Origin of the sequence: Streptomyces johnsoniae, from assembly GCF_031845565.1 — a bacterium.
GTDB classification, from domain to species: domain Bacteria; phylum Actinomycetota; class Actinomycetes; order Streptomycetales; family Streptomycetaceae; genus Streptomyces; species Streptomyces johnsoniae.
This window is the reverse complement of the sequence record NZ_JAVREV010000005.1, coordinates 261,408-278,757: the sequence shown is the minus strand read 5'-3', so window position 1 is coordinate 278,757 and position 17,350 is coordinate 261,408. Positions and strand designations below refer to the sequence as shown.

Sequence of the window (17,350 nt, the reverse complement as noted above, 5' to 3'; positions counted from 1 at the left end):
CCGCCGCCTGCGACAGCGCCGGGCGCCGCGGCCGGGCTCAGTCGACGACGTGGCGCCCCTCGGGGCGCGCGCTGCACGCGCCGCGGAAGGTGCACGCGCCGCACTGGCGGCCGGTGTTGGGGGTGAAGCGCTCGTCGAGGACGCGGCCCGCCGCGGCGGCCAGCAGGTCGCCGACCCAGTCGCCGCCCGCGGTATCGGACGTGCGTGTCAGCGGTTCCTGGCGCTGCACGGCCGGCAGGGCGTCACCGCCGTCGCGGGCCGCGGCGCCCTGCCGCAGGTGCACCAGCTCGGCTCCGGCCACGTCGGCGGCGGCCTCGCCCTCGCGCAGCGCGAGCTGGTAGACGGCGAGTTGCGGGTGGCGTTCGACCTCGGCGCGGGTGGGCCGGGTGCGCCCGGTCTTGAAGTCGACGACGTAGGCACGGCCCTGCGCGTCGTGCTCGACGCGGTCGAGCACCCCGCGGATGCGGACCCGGTGCTCCCCCGCGGCCAGTGTGACGTCGAAGTCCTGCTCGGTGGCGAGGGGCTCGCGGCCCGCGTCCCGTTGCAGTACGTGCCAGCGCAGGAAGCGTTCCAGCGCGGCGCGGGCCTCGGCCTGCTCCGTGCGGGACTGCCAGGGCGCCTCGAAGGCGAGCGAGTCCCAGACGGTTTCGAGCCGGGCCATCAGCACGGACAGGTCGGCCGGCGTGCTGCCGGAGGCGACTTCGTCGGCCAGGACGTGCAGGACGTTCCCGAAGCCCTGTGCGGTGGTCGCGGGGGCTTCGGCGTGCACCTCGCGGCCCAGGAACCACTGGAGGGAACAGGTGTTGACCAGCTGGTCGAGCGCGCTGCCGGAGAGCGCGACCGGCGCGTCCCGGTCGCGCAGCGGCGCGGCGGAGTGCGTCTGCTCGCGCAGGCCCCACCAGCGTTCGGGATGCGCGGCGGGCGCCAGGGCGTGCCCCTCGTCGTCGCGGAGCGCGGCGAGGCCCGCGAGCCGGTCGGCCGCGGCGCGGCGCAGGGCGGGCGAGGCGTCCGGGTCGACGGTGGTGGCGCGCAGTTCGGCGACGAGGGCGGCGAGGGAGAGCGGCCTGCGCGGCCGGCCGCCGACGTCCTCGGGCTCGACGCCGAGCTCGCGCAGGAAACGGGAGGGCTGGTCGCCGTCGTCGGCGCCGCCGACCGCGGTCACCACCAGGCGGTCTCTGGCCCGGGTGGCGGCCACGTAGAACAGGCGGCGCTCCTCGGCGAGCAGCGCGCCGGGGCCGAGCGGCTCGGCGAGCCCGTCGCGCCCGATGCGGTCGGCCTCCAGCAGCGAACCGCGGCGCCGCAGGTCCGGCCACAGGCCCTCCTGAACGCCCGCCACGACGACGAGTGACCACTCAAGACCCTTGGCGCGATGCGCCGTCATCAGCCGCACCGCCTCCCGGCGCACGGGGCGTGCGGCGAGCGTGTCCGCGGCGATGTCGTGCGCCTCCAGCTCGGCCAGGAAGTTGAGCGCCCCCCGGCCGCCGGTGCGCTCCTCGGCGCGCGCCGCCGCGTCGAACAGCGCGCAGACGGCGTCGAGATCACGGTCCGCGTTCCGCCCCGCGGCGCCGCCGCGCCGGGCGGCGCGCTCCAGGCGCTGCGGCCAGGGCGTGCCGTCCCACAGCTGCCACAGCGCCTCCTCCGCGCTGCCGCCGCCGGACAGCAGTTCGCGGGTCTTGCGCAGCAGCAGGCCGAGCCGCTGCGCGCCGCCGGCGTACGCCGGGTCGTGGGTGAGGAGCCGCTCCGGCTCGGCCAGCGCGCGCGCCACCAGCCGCTCGGAGGAGGCGGGCGCGGCGATGCCCGCGTCGCGCTCCTCGTTGCGCAGCGCCCGGCCGAGGCGGCGCAGGTCGGCCGCGTCGAGGCCGCCCAGGGGCGAGGTCAGCAGCCGGGCCGCGGTCTCCGGGTCCCGCGGGCCCTCGGGCTCCGCGACGGCGCGCAGCGCCGTGAGCAGCGGGGCGACGGCGGGCTCCTGGCGCAGCGGCAGATCCGCGCCGTCGACTTCCAGCGGCACGCCCGCGGCGGTCAGCGCCCGGCGCACGCCGGGGAGGGACCGCGTGCCCGCGCGCACCAGCACGGCCATCTCGCCCCAGGGCAGGCCGTCCTCCAGATGGGCGCGGCGCAGCAGGTCGGCGATGTTGTCCAGTTCCGCGCCAGGGGTCGGGTAGACGAACGCCTCCACCCGGCCGCCCTCCCGGACGGCGGTCAGCGCGCGGTGGCGGCGCACCGCCTCGGCGGGCAGCCGCGTCAGCGGCATGCGCTGCGCGACGAGCCGGGTGGCCGCGAGCAGCGCGGCGCCGCTGCGGCGCCCGGTGGCGAGCACCGCCACCGGCGCGGGGGCGCCCCCGGCGGTGCGGAAGGCGTCGGGGAAGCCGAGGATGCCGCCCACGTCGGCACCGCGGAACGCGTAGATCGACTGGTCGGGGTCGCCGAACACGGTCAGGTCGCGGCCGTCGCCCGCCAGGGCACGCAGCAGGGCGGCCTGCGCCGGGTCGGTGTCCTGGTACTCGTCGACGAACACGGCGTCGTAGCGGTCCCGCACCGCCGCCGCGGGTCCCGGCTCATGGGCCAGCTCCACCGCGCCGCGCACCAGTTCCGTGTAGTCGAGCACGCCCTGCGCCTGGGTCACGTCCAGGTATTCGGCGAGGAAGTGCGCGGCGGCCTCCCAGTCCCGGCGCCCGGTGCGGCGGGCGAAGCCGGCCAGCGTGCCGGGGTCGAGGCCGATCTCCCTGCTGCGGGCCAGCACGGCCCGCAGCTCGTCGGCGAAACCGCGCGTCGTCAGGCAGGCGCGCAGCTCCTCGGGCCAGTCCAGGCCGCGTCCCGACCGTTCCAGATCGCGGTGCCCGGCCAGCAGCTCCCGCAGGTACAGATCCTGCTCGGGCCCGGACAGCAGGCGCACCGGCTCGGCGAACAGCGCGCGGTCCTGGTGCGCGCGCACGAACGCGTAGGCGAAGGAGTGGAACGTGGTCGCCTGCGGGGATGCTGTTCCCAGACGGGCCGTCAGGCGGTCCCGGAGCTCGGCCGCCGCCTTGCGGCTGAAGGTGAGGACGAGGATGCGCTCCGGGTCCGTGCCGCGCGCCACCCGGCGGGCCACGGCCGCCACGAGCGTGGTCGTCTTGCCGGTGCCCGGGCCGGCGAGCACGAGCAGCGGTCCGCCCGGGTGGTCAACCACGGCGCGCTGGCTTGCGTCCACAGCAACGGCGCGCGCGTCGGCGACCGGGGCGCGCACCAGTCGGTACGCTCCCGGGGCGGGTGGCGGCCGGTCAGTGGACGGGACGGAGAGACTCACGTGCATCGCGCATTCTCGGGGACGTTGGAGGAGACGGTACGCCAGTCGGCTCCCGGGGCGCACCGTTTCGCGCCCGTCACCCGAACGGGCGGCGCGCCGCCGCCCAGGCGGCAGGCCGGCGGAAGCCGGCGCCCGTGAGCCGCCGCGGTGGGCGGTCAGTCCGTGACGGGGCCTTCCCACCTGGCGCGCCGCAGGTCGACGCGCGGCGGATCGCCCTGCGCGGCGGCGTCGCGCAGCGGGGTGCCCTCGGCCCGGTAGTGCGCGAGCGCGCGGTGCTCGTGGCCCGGCAGCAGCCGGCCGTCGGCGCGGATCACGCGCCACCACGGCACCGCTCCGCCCCACAGGGCCATGACGCGGCCCACTTGGCGGGGGCCGCCCTCGCCGAGCTGCGCCGCGATGTCCCCGTAGGTCATGACACGCCCGGCGGGAATGCGTTCGGTGGCGGCGAGGACGCGGTCGGCGTATTCCGGAATCCGGTGAGCAGGGGTGGAAGGGGAGCCGGCCATGGTGACCATCGTGCCGTATCTCACGGACCGCACTCCCGCGGCCGTCACTCGTGCCACTATCGTCCCAGCACGGGGGTGAGCTGGTTCGCAGTTCCAGCACGAGGAGAATCCCGGGGAAGCGACCAGTGATACGGGGCGAAGAAGAACGGGCACAGCGGCCGGGCGAACGGCCGGGTGAGCGGCACGAGGAGCCGGCGCCCGAGCCGCCGCTCGACGCGCTGCTGCGCGCCGACCCGACCCGTTCCGGCCAGCTGGAGGTCGACGAGCCGATCCTCGCGGCACGCGTCCACCGGCCGGGTGACCTGCTGCGGGTCCTGCTGGGGCTGCTGGGCATCGGCCTCGTCCTCGCGCTCGCCACGTTCGCCATCGGCACCACCGAGGGCATCGAGCAGGACGTCGACAAGGGCGCGGAGCAGGCGCCCTCGCTGCTGATCAACTTCGCCGGTTTCGCGTCGAGCGTCGCCGTGCTCATCGTGCCCGTCGCGTTCGCGATCGAACGCCTGATGAAACGGGACGGCCTGCGCATCGCCGACGGCGTGCTCGCCGCGGTGCTCGCGCACGGCGTCACCCTCACGTTCAGCCTCTGGGTCGTGCGGGTCTCCCCCGAATCCGTGCAGAACGCGCTGACCAGGGACGCGCCCGGCGGCGGGCTGACGGAGCCGGTGCACGACTACCTCGCGCCGGTCATCGCCTACGCCACGGCCGTCGGGATGACGCACCGGCCCAAGTGGCGGCTGGCCATGTGGTCGGTGCTGGTGCTGGACGCCACCGCCGTGCTGGTGGCCGGCTACACCACACCGTTCTCCATCATCGTGACCGTCCTCATCGGCTGGACCATCGCCTACGGCACGCTGTACGCGGTGGGTTCGCCCAATGTGCGGCCCACCGGGCAGCAACTCCTCGCCGGCCTGCGGAACGTCGGCTTCCGGCCGATCAGCGCGCTGCGCGCGGAGGCCCCTGGCGAACGGGACGGGCAGGAGCGCGGCGAGCAGGCCGAGGCCACGCGCCGCTACCTCGTCACGCTGGAGTCCGGGCCCCCGCTGGACGTGACGGTGGTGGACCGGGCCCAGCAGGCGCAGGGCTTCTTCTACCGCATGTGGCGGCGGCTCGCGCTGCGCGGCATCACCCAGCGCCACAGCCTGCCCTCGCTGCGGCAGGCGCTGGAGCAGGAGGCGCTGCTGGCCTACGCGGCCATCGCCGCCGGGGCGAACGCGCCGAAGCTGATCGCGACCTCGGAGCTGGGGCCCGACGCGGTGATGCTCGTCTACGAGCACATCGGCGGCCGGGACCTGGACTCGCTGCCGGACGACGAGATCACCGACGAGCTGATGGAGCGCGCCTGGGGGCAGGTGACCGCGCTCCAGTCGCGCCGGATCGCGCACCGCAGACTGGACGGCCGTTCACTGCTGGTGGACCGGGAGGGCACGGTCTACCTGACGCACCTGCGCGGCGGCGAGATCGCGGCGGGCGACCTGCTGCTGCGCATGGACGTGGCCCAGCTGCTGATCACGTTCGGCCTGCGGGTCGGCGCGGAACGGGCGGTGGCCGCCGCGGTGGCCGTGCTCGGCCCGGACGCGGTGGCGGACAGCCTGCCGCTGCTCCAGCCGATCGCGCTCAGCCGCACGACGCGCGCCGCGCTGCGCCAGCTGGCGAGGGAGCGGGCGCAGCGGGAGCGGCAGGCGGTGCTCGACGCCACCCGCACCTACCGCGAGGCGCGCGGCGGCCTGCCGGACGACGCCGACCGCAAGGCGGTGAAGGCGGCCAAGCAGGCCGAGAAGCAGGTGATGGACGCGGCGCTGGAGAACGCGCGGGAGGAGGACCTGCTGTCGCTGATCCGCCAGCAGGTGCTGCTGATCCGGCCGCAGGCGCCGATAGAGCCGGCCCGCATCGAACGGATCAGGCCGCGCACCCTCATCAGCATCATCGCGGCGGTGTTCGCGGCCTACTTCCTGATCTCGCAGCTGATCAACCCGGAGTTCCAGCGGGTCTGGGAGAACGCCAACTGGGGCTGGGTGCTGGTCGCGGCGGGCTTCTCCGCACTGACGTACTTCGCCGCGGCGCTGAGCCTGCTCGGCTTCGTGCCGGAGAAGGTCGCCTACCGCAGAACCGTGCTGGCGCAGGTCGCGGGCTCGTTCGTGAAGCTGGTCGCGCCGGCCGCGATCGGCGGGGCCGCGCTGAACGCCCGCTTCCTGCAACGGCAGGGCCTGCGGCCGGGGCACGCGGTCGCGAGCGTCGGCGCCGCGCAGCTGTTCGGGCTCGCCAGCCACGTCGTGCTGCTGCTGGCGTTCGGCTACCTGACCGGCACCGAGCACGCGCCACCGCTCTCGCCCTCCCGCACGGTGATCGCCGGGCTGCTGACGGTCGCGGTCGCCATCCTGGTCGTCACGGCCGTGCCGCGGCTGCGCAAGACCATCTCGGAGCGGGTCCGCAGCCTGTTCGCCGGGGTGCTGCCGCGGATGCTGGACGTGGTGCAGCGACCGAAGAAGCTGCTCAGCGGCATCGGCGGGATGATGCTGATGTCGCTGGCGTTCGTGCTGTGCCTGGACGCGTCGCTGCGGGCGTTCGGCGAGGAGCTGAGCCTGCCCGTCATCGCCGTGGTCTATCTCGCGGGGAACGCGCTGGGCTCCGCGGCCCCGACACCGGGCGGCGTCGGCGCGATCGAGTTCACGCTGACGGGCCTGCTGGTGAGCGCGTTCAACGTGCCCTCGGACGCGGCGCTCGGCGCTGTGCTGCTGTTCCGGCTGATGACCTTCTGGCTCCCGGTACTGCCGGGCTGGCTGGCGTTCACGCAACTGACCCGCAAGGAAGCGATCTAGCTGGGGCCCTGTCGCGTCCGCGGCGCGTGCCGCGCTTTGCGCTTTCCGCAACAGACTTTGCCCGCCTGCCGATATGGGCGCACCTTGGCGTGATGCCGGTGATCGCCGGTGATCGCCGGTGATCGCCGGTGACCGGGAACCGGGAACCGGGAACCGGGAACCGACGGGACGAGAGGACTGAGCGCCATGGATGTCCAGCGCTGGGACGACATGTACCGCAGCCGCGACCAGGTATTCAGCGGCAACCCCAACGGAGTGCTCGTCGCCGAGGCCGACGGCCTGCCGCCGGGGCGAGCGCTCGACGTCGGATGCGGCGAAGGCGCCGACGCGCGCTGGCTGGCCCGGCGTGGCTGGCAGGTCACCGCGGTCGACGTCTCCGAGGTCGCCCTGCGACGCGCCGCCGCCACGGCCACCGCCGGCATCGGGGAACGTGTGACCTGGACGCGGGCCGACCTCACCGCCACGCCGCCCCCGGCGGGCGCCTTCGACCTGGTGTCCAGCCAGTACTTCCCGCTCCGCCGCCGGCCGGACCACGCGGCGCTGCGCGGCCTGCTGGCCGCGGTCGCCCCCGGCGGCACGCTGCTCTTCGCCACCCACTCCCCCGCGGACCTGGCCCAGCACCAGGAGGAGGGCTTCGACCCCGCCGACTACTACCAGCCCGACGACATCGCCCCACTCCTCGGCCCCGCCTGGCAGGTCCTGATCAACGAGAGCCGCCCCCGCACCGCCCAGGCCCCCGCCGGCACGCACCACACCCACGACACCGTTCTGCGAGCACGACGCCTGACGTGAACGCCGGACGTGCTCGCGCCTACGAGCCGGAAGAGGCGATCCACCTTGCTGCTGCGGGTCCGGCGGCCGTAGTGTCCCGCACATGCAGGAGTACAGCATCGGCCGGGCGGCCCGGCTGCTCGGCGTCAGCGCCGACACCGTACGCCGGTGGGCGGACGCCGGGCGGCTGCCGACGCGGCGGGACGAGGCCGGCAAGCGGCAGATCGGCGGCGCCGACCTCGCGGCGTTCGCGGTGGCGCTCGCCGCCGGGGCGGCGCCGGGCACGGGCGAGCAGGGCGAGCCGTACACCAGCGCCCGCAACGCCTTCCCCGGCATCATCACGGCCGTTCGGCTCGGCGACGTCGCCGCGCAGGTGGAGATCCAGGCCGGCCCGCACCGGCTGGTGTCGCTGCTGACCCGGGAAGCCGTGGAGGAACTCGGCCTCGCCGTCGGCATGGAGGCCGTGGCGCGGGTGAAGGCCACCAGCGTCCACGTCGACCTGGCATGACCGGCCGCGGCGCCCGGTCGGGCCGCCCACCGCTCGTCCTGGTCCTGCCGGCCGCGGGAGGCGTCGCGTTCCTCGCCGTTCCGCTGCTCGGGATCGTCGCCGACGCGCCCTGGTCGGACCTGGGCGCGCGGCTCACCTCACCCGCGGTCACCGAGGCGCTGCGGCTGTCGCTGACGGTCTCGGGGTGGGCCCTGCTGGTCTCGCTCGTCCTCGGCGTGCCGCTGGCCTGGCTGCTGGCGCGCACCGACTTCCGCGGCCGGACGCTCGTGCGCAGCCTGGTGATCCTGCCCATGGTGCTGCCGCCCACCGTCGCAGGCGTGGCCCTCTTCCAGGGGTTCGGCCGCCGCGGCCTGCTCGGCGGGCCCCTCGAATCGGTGGGCGTCACCTGGCCGTTCACGACCGCGGGCGCGGTCGTCGCGGCCGTCTTCGTGTCGATGCCCTTCCTCGTCGTCAGCCTGGAGGGCGCGCTGACCGGCCTCGACCCGCACTTCGAGGAGGCCGCCGCCACGATGGGCGCCGGGCCGCTGCGCACCCTGCACCTGGTCACGCTGCCGATGGTGGGGCCGGCCCTGGCCGCGGGCGCCGCGCTGACCTGGGCGCGGGCGCTCGGCGAGTTCGGCGCGACCATCACGTTCGCGGGCAACCTGCCCGGGGTCACCCAGACGCTGCCGCTGAAGGTCTACCTGCTGCTCCAGGAGGACCCGGCGGGCGCCACCGCCGTGTCTCTGCTGCTGCTCGCCATCGCCGCCGCGGTGCTGATCGCGCTGCGCGGCCGGTGGCTCAGGCCGGGGCACACGTCACCCGGATGACCCCGCCGGGGGTGCGGCGCTCCGCCGGACGGGTCCACGATGAGCCTGTCGGAGCGACCGATGGAGGCCCCCGCACATGACCCGAGCCAGGCGGCGGTCCGCCCGCACCGCGTCCCCCACCGCGTCCCCCACCGCGTCCCGCACCGCGTCCCGTTCCCGCGCCCTGGCCGCCGCGCTGCTCGCCGCGGCCCTGGCCGCCACCGGCTGCGCGGCCACGCCGGGAAGCGCCGCGGAGACCGCGCGGCGCACGGCCGCCGCGGCGGTGAGCGACGCCCGGGACACGGACGACCTGCCGGACGCGCTCACCGGGCAGTCCCTCGACTGGGCGGCCTGCGCCGAGCCGGAACCGGCCCAGGGCGACGACCAGATGTCCCCCAGTCCGCTGCCGGACGGCGCCGAGTGGGAGTGCGCCACGATGACCGCGCCGCTCGACTACGCCGATCCGGAAGGGGAGACCCTCGGCATCTCCCTCATCCGGGCCAGGACGCGGGCCCGCGGCGACGACCGCGTCGGCTCGCTGATCTTCAACTTCGGCGGTCCCGGCGGCTCCGGCGTCGTCACGCTCCCCGCGTTCGGGCAGGACTACGCGGACCTGCACAAGCGGTTCGACCTCGTCAGCTTCGACCCGCGCGGAGTCGGCGAGTCCGAGGGCGTGTCCTGCCTCGACTCCGCCGGGCTCGACGCCTACTTCGCGGCCGACCCGGTGCCCGACGACGCGGGCGAGCGGCGGCAGTTCAACGAGCGGCTCAAGGAATTCGCCGACGGCTGCGAGGAGGCGGCGGGCGATCTCCTCCCGCACCTCACCACCACGGCGACCGCGCGCGACCTCGACCTGATGCGGCACGTGCTCGGCGACGACAAGCTGTACTACTTCGGCATCTCCTACGGCACCGAACTGGGCGGCGTCTACGCGCACCTCTTCCCGCGGCGCGTGGGCCGCGCCGTCTTCGACGCCGTCGTCGACCCCTCTGGCACCACGAGGGACGGCGCCACCGGCCAGACCGAGGGCTTCCAACTGGCCCTCGGCAACTACCTGGACCACTGCACCGAGGGCGAGGACTGCCCGCTGGGCGAGGACCGCGACGAGGCGGAGGACCGCCTGGCCCGCCTCCTCGACCGGCTGGCGGAACGCCCGCTGCGCACCCAGGACCCCGACGGGCGCCGGCTGACCCAGTCGCTGGCCTGGGGCGGGGTCGCCCAGGCGCTTTACTCGGAAGACTTCTGGCCGTACCTCAGCCAGGGCCTCGACGACGCCCTGGACCGGGAGCACCCGGACGGCACCGTGCTGCTCGCCCTCGGCGACTCGATGAACGGCCGCAACCCGGACGGCACGTACAGCACGCTCCAGTCCTCACTCACCGCGATCAGCTGCGCCGACTCCAGCGAACGGTATTCCGTGCGGGACGTGCGGGAGGTGCTCGGCGAGTTCGAGGACACCTCGGAGATCTTCGGCCCGCCGATGGCCTGGGGCCTGCTGACCTGCGCGCACTGGCCCGTCGACGGCCGGCGGAAGCACCCGGACGTGGCAGCCGAGGGCGCGGGGCCGATCCTCCTCGTCGGCACCACCGGCGACCCGGCCACGCCGTACGAGGGAACGCGCAACATGAAGGAGGCGCTCGGCGACGGCGTGGGGGTGGAGCTGACCTACGAGGGCGAGGGGCACGGCGCCTACAACAGCGGGAACGAGTGCGTCCGTTCGGCCGTCGACGGCTATCTGCTGCGGGGCGATGTGCCCGATGATGGGACGACGTGCGGCTGAGATCGTTCGGGGTAGGTACACCGCATGTCCGAAAGCCACCTGTGGACCGAGGTCGACGACTATTTCTCGGGCCTGCTCATTCCGGCAGACCCCGTCCTGGAGGCCGCCCTCGCGGCGAGTGACTCCGCCGGCCTGCCGGCCATCAACGTGACGCCGGGCCAGGGCAAGCTGCTGCACCTGCTGGCCCGCATCCACGGCGCCCGCACCATTCTGGAGATCGGCACCCTCGGCGGCTACAGCGCCATCTGGCTGGCCCGCGCGCTGCCGCCCGGCGGGCGGCTGATCACGCTGGAGGCCGAGCAGCTGCACGCGGAGGTCGCCCGGGTGAACGTCGCACGCGCCGGGCTCTCCGACGTCGTGGACATCCGGGTCGGCCGCGCCCTCGACACGCTGCCCGCGCTGACCACGGAGGGCCCGTTCGACCTGATCTTCGTGGACGCCGACAAGCCGAGCAACCCGGACTATCTGGCCTGGGCGGTGGAGCTTTCCCGTCCCGGCAGCGTGCTCGTCTTCGACAATGTGGTGCGCGCCGGGAACGTCGTGCACGCGGACAGCGCCGACCCGAGCGTCCGCGGCACCCGGCGCTTCACCGAGCTGCTCGCCGCTGACCCCCGGCTGACCGCCACCGCGATCCAGACCGTCGGCAGCAAGGGCTACGACGGGTTCACCCTCGCGCTGGTCGATCCCTGAGCCGGGTCCTCCGCGGCGGGCGGGACGGCGCCCGGCACGTCGAGGGCCGCGCCGTACAGGCGCGTGACGCGGAGCCTGATGACCACGCGCCGTTCGGCCACGAGCTGTGCGAGGAACGCGGCCTCCGCGGCCTGGCCCTCCGGTGCGGGGAGGACGCCGAGCAGTTCGCGGCCGACCGCGTCGCCCGGTGCGGCGGTGGCCTCGGAGACCTCCGCCTCGCCCTCGGCGACGGCGAAGGACCAGACGTCGGGGCCGCGCACGTGGAGCGCGGCGCGCGGGTCGTGGCGCAGCTGCCTGGCCTTGACGCGGTCCGCCGTGCTGGAGATGCGGAGCGTGCGCGTGGCGGGGTCCCAGGCGTAGGCGACGGTGGTGAGGTGCGGGTGGCCGTCGCGCGAGACGCTCGCCAGCACGCCGAACCGCTGCCCGGCCAGCAGCCCCGACAGGGCCGCGTCGGCGAGCGGGCGGGGCGGCGGCCCGGCCGCGGGCTTTCCGGCGGACGGCGTTCCGGCGGACGGCGTTCCGGTCGCGGCGGTGCGGGGGGTGGCGTTCATGGGCGTGCCTTTCCTTGCTGTGCTGGAGGTGCTCAGGCGGCGGGGTGGCGGGGCCGTCGCCCGCGGCGGGCACGGGGCTCTCCTGGTCACGGGGAACCACGAGAGAGACCGTAGCAGATGGTTTCGTTACAGACGATACCTTTCGGACCCACCTGCTGCCCCGCGCGCTACTTCGTCCGCTGCCGCGCCCTCCGCACCGGCGCCCCGGACTCGGCCTGCGTCGCCAACGGGCCGCTGACCAGCCGGTTCATGACGCTGAGGAAAACCTCCCGCTCGCCGGCCGGCAGCACGGACAGCACCTCGGCGTGCACCCCGTCGACGATCCGCTGACTCCGCTCGGCGACCCGCGCCCCCTCCTCGGTCACGGAGACGACCCGCGCCCGCCGGTCCCGGCTCGACGGGCGCCGCTCGGCCAGGCCCGCCTCCTCCAGTGCGTCCACCGTGGCGACCATCGTGGTCTTGTCCATATCGCCGATCTCGGCGAGCTGGATCTGCGTCCGCTCCTCCTGGAGCGCGTGCACCAGCACGCAGTGCATCCGCGCGGTCAGCCCGATAGCGGCGAGCGCGGCGGCCATGCGGGTCCGCAGCACGTGACCGGTGTGGTCGAGCAGGAACGAGAGGTCGGCTTCTTCGCGTCGGGGCGCCATCGCGGTCATGCCGCCAGCGTAACAATCAGACCGTGGCGGATTATCCGCCAACCGTCACGTTCGTTCCCGTCCCGGAGGCGGTGTGCCGCAGCACCGCGGGCACGAACCAGTCCCACGCCCACCGCGGCGGCACCTGGTGGCCCGCGCCCTCCACCGGCAGCAGCGCGGCGCCCGGGATCGCGGCCGCCAGCGCCTCGGCATCCCCGAACGGGAACAGCGGGTCCTCCGTCCCGTGCACCACCAGCGCCGGCGCCGCCACCCCGCCGAGCCGCGGGCGGACCGGCGTGCCGTTGTCCACCAGCCAGTGGTTGACCAGAGAGGTCGGCATGCTCCGCGTCCTGGCGACGGCCCGCCCGACGACCGCCCGCAACCGCTCCTCGTCGTACCCGCGCGTCCCCGCGAACGGCTGCCTGCCGGTCACCAGATACTCCGTGACCGCCACCGGGTCCGACCAGTCCGGCAGCGGGCGCGGCTGCCCCGCGGCGGCCTGCCGCCCGTCCATGGACGGCGGGCCGGACAGACCGGGGCCGTCGGGAGTGGTGCCGACCAGCGTCACCGACCCCACCCGCGCCGCGTGGTGGACGGCCAGCCGCTGCGCCAGCAGCCCGCCCAGCGAGAAACCCATCACGTGCGCCCGCGGCACCCCGAACGCGTCGAGCACGCCGACCGCGTCGGCGACCAGGTCGTCGAGGTCGTAGCCCGGCGCGCCCATCGGCGAGAACACCGAACGGCCCGTGTCCCTGTTGTCGTAACGGATCACCCGGCGGCCCCCGGCCGCGAGCAGCGCGCACAGCTCGTCGTCCCACCAGTCCATGGACTCGCTCGCCCCGGCGATCAGCAGCAGCGGCGGATCGCCGGGGGCGCCGAACGCCTGGACGCACAGCTCCGCTCCGTCCACCGCGACGATCCGCTCGCCCGCGTCCACGTCCGCGTTCGCGCTCACGTTCACGTTCACGTCCGGCATGTTCCTTGCCCTCCCCGTCCGCCCCGGCCGTCCGCCCGGCCCCGCCGCCATGGCGCGGCAGGCACCGTGTGGGCACCGTGTGGGCCGGGCGCGAAGGCGAGGGTAGCCTGCCAGGGGAAAGCGGGCGCGGCGTGGAGGGGCACTTCGATGCGTAAGGCAGGGGGCATACGGGCCGTTGCCGTGTCCGTGTCCGCCGCCGTGGTCCTGGCGACGGCCGTCGCGGCGTGCAGCGGCGGCGCGGAGGACACGGCCGGTGCGGACGGCGCGAGCGGCGGCGCGGACGCGGAAACCAGCGCGCCGGAGCCGAACGTTCCCTCGCCCGCCGACGCCTCCCCGGACGAACTGCCGGAGCTGCCCGCCACGTTCACCGAGCAGACGCTCGACTGGTCCGCATGCCCCGCGCCGAGCGCGCTCCAGGGCGGGGGCGACCCGCCGGGCGACGCCTGGGAGTGCGCCGACCTCCTCGTCCCCCTCGACTACACCGCCCCGGACAACGGCGAAACGATCGAGATCGCCCTGGTGCGTGCCCGTTCCCTGGCGTCGGCGGACCGGATCGGATCACTCGTGTTCAACTTCGGCGGGCCCGGCGGCTCCGGGGTCGCCGCACTCCCCCACGCCGCCGACCGCTACGAGGCGCTGCGCGCCGGCTACGACCTCGTCAGCTTCGACCCGCGCGGCACCGGCGAGAGCGACGGCGTGGTGTGCCGGTCCGGCGCGGAGCTGGACGCCGCCGCGCAAACGGATCACGGGCCGCCGCGGACGGCGGCCGAGGAGCAGCGGTTCCTCGCGGACAGCCGGGAGTACGCGCAGGACTGCGAGGCCAACGCGGGCGCGCTGCTGCCGCACGTCACCACGGTGGACGCCGCCCGCGACCTCGACCTCCTGCGGCACACCCTCGGCGACAGCCGCCTGCACTACGTCGGCATCTCCTACGGCACCAAGCTCGGCGCCGTGCACGCCCACCTCTTCCCCGACCGCGTCGGCCGCACCGTCCTCGACGCCGTCGTCGACCCGACGCGGGACCTCACCGAACGGGCCCTGCTCCAGGCCGAGGGCTTCCAACTGGCCCTGGACAACTACCTCGCCGACTGCGCCGAGAAGCCGCGCTGCCCGACCGGCGTCGGCGGGTCCTTCGGCCACGACATCCTGACCGGCCTCCTCGACGGCCTGCGCGAACGCCCGCTGCCGACCGCCACGGGACGCGACCTCACCGTCGGTCTCGCGACGACCGCCCTGTTGTCCGCGCTCTACTCGCAGGGCTCCTGGCCCTACCTCACCGACGCCCTGCGCCAGGCGCTCGACGAGGACCGCGGGGATCTGCTCCTCGCCGCGGCCGAACAGTACAACGGCCGCGACTCCCAAGGCCGTTACCGCAACATCCACGCCGCGAACAACGCCATCAACTGCGCGGACTTCGCCTCCCGCCCCACCCTTGAGGACGTGCACGCGCACCAAGCGGAGTTCGCCGCCGCCTCGCCCGTCTTCGGCGAGACGCTGGTCTGGTCGCTGATGGCCTGCGCCGACTGGCCGGTGACGGGTGCCCAGGACCGGCCCGAGGTCTCGGCCCCCGGCGCGGGCCCCATCCTGCTGCTCGGCACGACCGGCGACCCCGCCACGCCCTACGTCGGCGCCGAACGCATGCGGCAGGCCCTCGGCGAGGACACCGCGGTGCTGCTCACCTACGACGGCGAGGGCCACGGCGCCCACTCCAGCGGCAACACCTGCGTCACCGAAGCCGTCGAACGCTACCTGCTCGCGGGCACCGTGCCCGGGGACGGCACGACCTGCCGCCGCCGTGAAGGCCGGTTCTCCGTGCGTCAGTACACGGGCTTGTCCGGCTCGATCTGGTTGACCCAGCCGATGACCCCGCCGCCGACGTGCACGGCGTCGGCGAACCCGGCGTTCTTCAGCACGGCCAGCACTTCCGCGGAGCGGACACCCGTCTTGCAATGCAGGACGATCCGCCGGTCCTGCGGCAGCTCGCTCAGCGCGCTGCCCATCAGGAACTCGTTCTTCGGGATCAGCCGCGCGCCGGGGATCGAGACGATCTCGTACTCGTTCGGCTCCCTGACGTCGATGATGTCGATCTTCTCCTCGCCGTCGATCCACTCCTTCAGCTGCGCCGGAGTGATCGTCGCCTCCTTCGCCGCCGCCTGCGCCTCGTCCGAGACGACGCCGCAGAACGCCTCGTAGTCGATCAGCTCGGTGACGGTCGGGTTGTCCCCGCAGATCGCGCAGTCCGGGTCCTTGCGGACCTTGACCTGCCGGTAGGTCATCTCCAGGGCGTCATAGATCATCAGCCGGCCGACCAGCGGGTCGCCGGTGCCGGTCAGCACCTTGATCGCCTCGGTGACCTGGATGGACCCGATGGACGCGCACAGCACGCCGAGCACGCCGCCCTCGGCGCAGGACGGCACCATGCCGGGCGGCGGCGGCTCCGGGTACAGGCAGCGGTAGCACGGTCCGTGCTCTGACCAGAAGACCGAAGCCTGGCCGTCGAAACGGTAGATGGAACCCCACACGTACGGCTTGCCGAGCAGCACGCACGCGTCGTTGACCAGGTAGCGCGTCGCGAAGTTGTCCGTGCCGTCGACGATCAGGTCGTACCGCGCGAACATCTCCATCACGTTGCCGGAGTCGAGCCGCTCCTCGTGCAGGATCACCTCGACGTACGGGTTGATGCCCTGGACCGTCTCCTTGGCGGAGAGCGCCTTGGACTTCCCGATGTCGGCCTGGCTGTGGATGATCTGCCGCTGGAGGTTGGACTCGTCGACCTCGTCGAACTCCACGATGCCCAGGGTGCCCACCCCGGCCGCGGCGAGGTACATGAGCGCGGGCGACCCCAGGCCGCCCGCGCCCACGCACAGCACCTTGGCGTTCTTCAGCCGCTTCTGCCCGGCCATCCCGACGTCCGGGATGATCAGGTGACGCGAATACCTGCGGACCTCGTCGACGGTGAGCTCGGCGGCCGGCTCTACCAGGGGTGGCAGCGACACGGTGACTCCGTAGGGTCATAGGGACAGTCGTTCTCGCTTCAACACTGCCACGAACGGTCCCATTCCGAGACACCTGTTCCACACTCCGAGCATCCCCGGCCGACGCGCCTTCCGCGAGGTCACATCCGGCAGGCGGCCTCCATCCAGATATCGGCGAGCGACTCCTCAAGACCGATCCTGGCCCGCCAGCCGAGCCGGTCCCGCGCCGTGCGCACATCGGCCTGCTGCCAGGCGCCGCAGCCGTCCGGATAGGGCAGGACCGGCGGGCCCTCGGCGTGCTGCCGCGGAATGGGCGGGCCCTCCAGCTCGTGCAGCGTGCCGCTGTATCCGGAGATCCGCGCCAGCGCGGACGCCGCCTCGCGCAGCCGCACCGCGTGCCCGGTGCCGATGTTGACCACGCCCTGCGCCGCCGAGAGCGTCGCCGCGTGCACCGCCCTGGCCACGTCGCGCACGTCGACGAAGTCGCGTTGCACGGCGAGGCCGCCGAGCTTCAGCTCGCTGTCGCCGTGCTGCATCGCCCGCCGCAGCGAATCGGCCAGCCGGCCGAGCGGCGAACCGGCCGGGGTGCCCGGCCCCGTCGGCGAGAAGACGCGCAGCACGATGGCGTCCAGGCCGGAGCCGAGCACCAGCTCGGTCGCCGCCAGCTTGCTCACGCCGTACGGGCCGCCCGGCCGGGCGATGGCGTCCTCGGCGATCGAGGAGCCGTTCTGCGAGGGGCCGTACTCGGCGGCGCAGCCGAGGTGCACCAGCCTCGCGCGGCAGCCGCTGCGCCGCAGCGACTCGCACAGGGTCGCCGTGGCGACAGTGTTGTGCCTGGTCAGCTCGCTGGCCGTGCCGCGGATCGCCCCGGCGCAGTTGACCACGACGCCCGGGTGCACGGCATCGAGGAAACGCGTCAGCGCCCCCGGGCTGCCGGTGGAGAGATCGAAACGGACGTCCGCGTCGTCGCCGCGGCCCAGCGCGGTGAGCTGGACCGCGGGGTCGGCGAGCAGCCGGTCCGCCACGAACCGGCCCAGGTACCCGCCGGCGCCGAGCAGCAGCACCCTCATC

The 17,350-nt window shown here is 74.5% G+C and carries 13 protein-coding genes and 1 pseudogene; 7 read left to right on the top strand and 7 right to left on the bottom strand.

What is annotated here, in order from left to right:
- Positions 1-37: 37 nt before the first annotated feature.
- Both RM779_RS11435 and RM779_RS11430 read right to left on the bottom strand, forming a co-directional pair.
- Entirely contained in the window at positions 38-3,289 is a 3,252-nt protein-coding gene (locus RM779_RS11435) for an ATP-dependent helicase (RefSeq protein WP_311617568.1), read from the bottom strand.
- A 149-nt stretch (positions 3,290-3,438) separates the two neighbouring features.
- Positions 3,439-3,798, bottom strand: coding sequence for an MGMT family protein (locus RM779_RS11430; RefSeq protein ID WP_311617690.1), 360 nt, complete (start codon positions 3,796-3,798; stop codon positions 3,439-3,441).
- A 116-nt stretch (positions 3,799-3,914) separates the two neighbouring features.
- Here RM779_RS11430 and RM779_RS11425 point away from each other — a divergent pair, with 116 nt between their 5' ends.
- The 6 genes from RM779_RS11425 (at position 3,915) to RM779_RS11400 (ending at position 11,142) form a co-directional block, all read left to right on the top strand.
- Complete coding sequence (locus RM779_RS11425; RefSeq protein WP_311617567.1) at positions 3,915-6,605, top strand: lysylphosphatidylglycerol synthase transmembrane domain-containing protein; 2,691 nt, start codon at positions 3,915-3,917, stop codon at positions 6,603-6,605.
- 186 nt (positions 6,606-6,791) lie between these two features.
- Entirely contained in the window at positions 6,792-7,397 is a 606-nt protein-coding gene (locus RM779_RS11420; RefSeq protein WP_311617566.1) for a class I SAM-dependent methyltransferase, read from the top strand.
- A gap of 82 nt (positions 7,398-7,479) precedes the next feature.
- Positions 7,480-7,884: a TOBE domain-containing protein gene (locus RM779_RS11415; RefSeq protein ID WP_077059136.1), complete on the top strand. Its 405-nt coding sequence runs from the start codon at positions 7,480-7,482 to the stop codon at positions 7,882-7,884.
- Positions 7,881-8,693 carry an ABC transporter permease gene (locus tag RM779_RS11410; protein ID WP_311617565.1) on the top strand — a complete coding sequence of 271 codons (813 nt, stop codon included), beginning with the start codon at positions 7,881-7,883 and terminating at the stop codon, positions 8,691-8,693. The genes RM779_RS11415 and RM779_RS11410 overlap by 4 nt, the downstream gene beginning before the upstream one ends.
- 76 nt (positions 8,694-8,769) lie before the next feature.
- Positions 8,770-10,452 (top strand): alpha/beta hydrolase, encoded by a 1,683-nt coding sequence (locus RM779_RS11405; RefSeq protein WP_311617564.1) that lies wholly within the window; start codon positions 8,770-8,772, stop codon positions 10,450-10,452.
- Between the two features lie 24 nt (positions 10,453-10,476).
- Positions 10,477-11,142 (top strand): O-methyltransferase, encoded by a 666-nt coding sequence (locus RM779_RS11400; RefSeq protein ID WP_311617563.1) that lies wholly within the window; start codon positions 10,477-10,479, stop codon positions 11,140-11,142.
- Here RM779_RS11400 and RM779_RS11395 read toward each other — a convergent pair.
- The 3 genes from RM779_RS11395 to RM779_RS11385 form a co-directional block, all read right to left on the bottom strand.
- Positions 11,106-11,693: a TIGR03618 family F420-dependent PPOX class oxidoreductase gene (locus tag RM779_RS11395; RefSeq protein WP_311617562.1), complete on the bottom strand. Its 588-nt coding sequence runs from the start codon at positions 11,691-11,693 to the stop codon at positions 11,106-11,108. The two genes, RM779_RS11400 and RM779_RS11395, sit on opposite strands and share 37 nt — an antisense overlap.
- Before the next feature lie 167 nt (positions 11,694-11,860).
- Positions 11,861-12,349: a MarR family winged helix-turn-helix transcriptional regulator gene (locus RM779_RS11390; RefSeq protein WP_311617561.1), complete on the bottom strand. Its 489-nt coding sequence runs from the start codon at positions 12,347-12,349 to the stop codon at positions 11,861-11,863.
- 31 nt (positions 12,350-12,380) lie between these two features.
- Positions 12,381-13,295 carry an alpha/beta fold hydrolase gene (locus RM779_RS11385; RefSeq protein WP_311617560.1) on the bottom strand — a complete coding sequence of 305 codons (915 nt, stop codon included), beginning with the start codon at positions 13,293-13,295 and terminating at the stop codon, positions 12,381-12,383.
- A gap of 156 nt (positions 13,296-13,451) precedes the next feature.
- On the opposite strand from RM779_RS11385, the pseudogene RM779_RS11380 reads away from it, so the two are divergent.
- Positions 13,452-15,095, top strand: a pseudogene (locus RM779_RS11380) (alpha/beta hydrolase); the annotation flags it as partial.
- A gap of 26 nt (positions 15,096-15,121) precedes the next feature.
- Here RM779_RS11380 and moeZ read toward each other — a convergent pair.
- Together moeZ and RM779_RS11370 are read right to left on the bottom strand one after the other, a co-directional pair.
- Positions 15,122-16,300: an adenylyltransferase/sulfurtransferase MoeZ gene (gene moeZ, locus RM779_RS11375; protein WP_311617559.1), complete on the bottom strand. Its 1,179-nt coding sequence runs from the start codon at positions 16,298-16,300 to the stop codon at positions 15,122-15,124.
- A 119-nt stretch (positions 16,301-16,419) separates the two neighbouring features.
- A complete protein-coding gene (locus tag RM779_RS11370) occupies positions 16,420-17,349 on the bottom strand; it encodes an NAD-dependent epimerase/dehydratase family protein (RefSeq protein ID WP_077059144.1) in 930 nt (309 codons plus the stop codon).
- Position 17,350 lies beyond the last annotated feature (1 nt).